The sequence below is a fragment of the Caballeronia sp. genome (assembly GCF_049581465.1).
Lineage (GTDB): Bacteria > Pseudomonadota > Gammaproteobacteria > Burkholderiales > Burkholderiaceae > Caballeronia.
Genome location: NZ_JBAUSA010000502.1, coordinates 1 through 1,964, shown reverse-complemented (window position 1 = coordinate 1,964; position 1,964 = coordinate 1). Strand labels below are relative to the sequence as shown.

The following is a 1,964-nucleotide window of genomic DNA, read 5'->3' as shown; positions in this document are numbered from 1 at the left end:
GCCGTAGGCTACGCGTCCGAAACCACGTTTAGTTCGACGTTCAAAAGGATGTTTGGTCAGAGTCCCAGTCGGTATCGCCTGGAAGCGCGAAGCAAGGATTGAATGCCATGCCGGACGCGAAGCGCCCAGCGGCCGCCACCTATCCGGCGCTAGCGCTGGCCAAGGACTCCATTCGGAAAGCAATTGCGCGAGCCGGCCCGCTGCCAGATGCTCTGCAACCAGATAGTCCGGGACCCACCGCAATGCCAATGCCCATTCCAGGCACCACCAAGCTGCATCGGCTCGACGAGAATGTCGGCGCGGCTGGAGTCGAGCTGTCGCCTGACGACCTGGCCGTCATCGAAGCGGCCCTGCGGGAGATCAAGGTGGTGGGCGACCGCTACCCGGCGCACCTGCAGCAGCGTGTGGATCGCTAACGGCCGCGGCTGCAGCAATCCGTCACGTCATTGGGGAATGATGCGTTCAGCCTTGAGCCGGTCGAACAATTCATAAAAGGAATCGGACGTGCTCTGATAGTCGAGAAAGCCCGCCTTGCGGCTCTTGGTCATATCGGTAACCACTTCCATCGGACGTCCGAGATCGGCATCCGTGTGCCACCACGGCGCGAGCTTGCCGATGTCTCCTTCCGCCAGATCGAACCGCGCCGCAATGCTGGACCATTGCGGTCCGGCATCCTGCATGCGCGGTTCAAGCGGACGCGTTTCGCCGTCGAACGGCGCGGCCTCGATGCCGAAGTAGTCCGCGATACGCGACCACATCCATTTCCAGCGGAACACGTCGCCGTTGACCACGTTGAAGTCTTCGTTGATTGCATTCGGGGACGTCGCGGCCCATTCAAGATGTCGCGCGAGCAGGCGCGCGTCGGTCATGTCGGTCAAGCCGTTCCATTGCGCCGGCGCACCGGGGAACAGGAAAGGCTGGCCAGTCTCTTTGCAAAGCGTCGCGTAGACCGCGAGCTTCACGCCCATGTTCATCGCGTTGCCCACAGCGAAGCCGATGATCGTATGGGGACGATGCACGCTCCAGTTGAAACCGTATCGCCGTGCCGCCTCGAAGAGACGGTCTTCCTGCTCGTAGTAAAAATTATCGACCGGCTGGCGGCCCTGCTCTTCTCGAAACGGCGTGATGGGCACCGCGCCTGTCGCATAGGCCTCGAATGGTCCAAGGTAGTGCTTCAGGCCCGTGACGAGCGCGGCGTGCGATACGCCGCCCGACGCTCCAAGTGCATCCAGCACATGACGCACCATGCCGCCGTTCACGCGGATGTTGTCTTTTTCCGTCGCCTGGCGAGCCCATGCGGTAAAGAATACGTGACTGAAGGTTCTGCCGGCGAGCGCTTGATTGACGGATTCAGATGAGGTCAGATCGGCGGTAATGGATTCGATGGCCGGCGACACGGCCGTGCGGCCGCGTGAGAGTCCCGAAACGTTCCAGCCGCTCGCGAGCAACTGGTCGGCGAGATTGCTTCCGACAATGCCGCTAGCGCCAATGATGAGTGCCCGATTTTCCATGAGATAGAAAGCCCAAAAGTAATTGCCTGCCAATATGGCGTGACGCGGTGGGGTGACGCGGCGACCGGCCGTTGCCCGTGATTGAACGCGTCTCCAGCGAAATCCCTCAGAGGTTAGCAAATAACGGCAGATCCGATCTGTCAGGCGTCGAAAGCCGGTGGATCGTTTCAATCGGAATACCTCTATTCGGACCGTCCAATGCGAGTCAGTACGTTCGTATAGGGTGCCTACCCCTAAAGACACTTGCCCCGCAGGTCGATCGAGAATATTTTTGTTCCCTGCATCCCGACTCGTGGAGATGCTTCATTCATTCATCCATCGATCGATGCTCCCAACGCGCGCAACCCTCGCGCAGCTACCCTTCGGATATCCACGTGCCCGAACTCAACCTGGTCATTCCCGCCGTCCTGGACCGCGCGCTGAAAGATGAAGTGACGAGAACCCGGACGAGTG

At 60.3% G+C, this 1,964-nt stretch carries 2 protein-coding genes and 1 pseudogene; 2 read left to right on the top strand and 1 reads right to left on the bottom strand.

The genetic code is table 11. From position 1 onward, the window contains the following. A partial coding sequence (locus WCA53_RS12345) for an AraC family transcriptional regulator (RefSeq protein ID WP_423910034.1) occupies positions 1-102 on the top strand: 102 nt, incomplete at its 5' end. A gap of 146 nt (positions 103-248) precedes the next feature. Then, positions 249-416, top strand: a pseudogene (locus WCA53_RS12340) (aldo/keto reductase); the annotation flags it as partial. A gap of 27 nt (positions 417-443) precedes the next feature. On the opposite strand, the gene WCA53_RS12335 reads toward WCA53_RS12340, so the two are convergent. Beyond that, positions 444-1,511: an SDR family oxidoreductase gene (locus WCA53_RS12335; RefSeq protein WP_423910031.1), complete on the bottom strand. Its 1,068-nt coding sequence runs from the start codon at positions 1,509-1,511 to the stop codon at positions 444-446. Positions 1,512-1,964: the final 453 nt, after the last annotated feature.

Bases quoted from the DNA above. Each gene is read 5' to 3' on its own strand.
- WCA53_RS12335 (WP_423910031.1), bottom strand. From the start codon at position 1,511: ATGGAAAATCGGGCACTCATCATTGGCGCTAGCGGCATTGTCGGAAGC.